The sequence below is a fragment of the Microvirga arabica genome, from assembly GCF_016811235.1.
Taxonomy (GTDB): domain Bacteria; phylum Pseudomonadota; class Alphaproteobacteria; order Rhizobiales; family Beijerinckiaceae; genus Microvirga; species Microvirga arabica.
In genome coordinates, this window is sequence record NZ_JAFBID010000213.1 from 1 (window position 1) to 872 (window position 872).

1 pseudogene is annotated in these 872 nt (G+C 68.6%); it reads left to right on the forward strand.

Features of this window, described 5'->3' with window-relative positions:
* A pseudogene (locus JQC81_RS32540) lies at positions 1 to 872 on the forward strand (transposase); the annotation flags it as partial.

The following is an 872-nucleotide window of genomic DNA, read 5'->3' on the forward strand; positions in this document are numbered from 1 at the left end:
GCCGCCCCTTGCAGAGGCTCCTGGCCCAGCAAGGGCGGGTCATTCTGGCGTTGGATGGCGTGCAGCCGGATCTCGGCCATGAGGTGCTGTGGGTGATCCGCGACTGCCTGTCCGGCATCATCGTGCTGGCCCGCAGCCTGCTCTCCGGCCGGGCGCGGGATCTGGCGGTTCTGCTGCGCGAGGCGGTGGAGGCCGTGGGCGTGCCGGTTGTGGGCGTGATCAGCGACGGTCAGACGTCCATTCGCCAGGCCGTCGCTCAGGTCCTGCCGGACGTGCCGCATCAGCTGTGCCAATTCCACTTCCTGCGCGAGGCGGCGCATCCGATCTTCGAGGCGGATCGACATGCCAAGAAAGAGCTCAAGAAGCAGGTGCGCGGCATCCGCGGGATCGAACGCGCCGTGGAGGAGCGGGAGGATGCCGAGGCAGTGCTTGTGCAGGGCTATTGTGCCGCCGTGCGCAGCGCGATCACCGATGATGGTCGGGCGCCGCTGGCGGCCTCAGGCCTCAAGCTGAAGCAGCGGCTGGAGAAGGTCGCCGGCAGCCTGGACCGGGTGCAGCAAAAGGGGGCTTTGCGCCGGCGCTCACGCGCCTGCACCAGATGATCGCTCGTGCGCTGGAGCGCACCGCCTCTCTGTGGCCGGACGTGGAGTACGCCTACCGGTTCGTTCACGCCGTGGCGCACTGGCTCGGCAACCCGCACGAGGAGAGCGCCGCCATGGTGCGGCGACGGGTAAACGGTGTACTGGGCGCGATGCAACGGCATCGGGGCAAGGCCGGAACGCTGGCCGGCGCCTTCGATCATTTCCAGAAGGTCACGCGCAGCTATCGACCCGGCCTGTTCCACACCTATGCGGTGCCGGACCTGCCGCGCA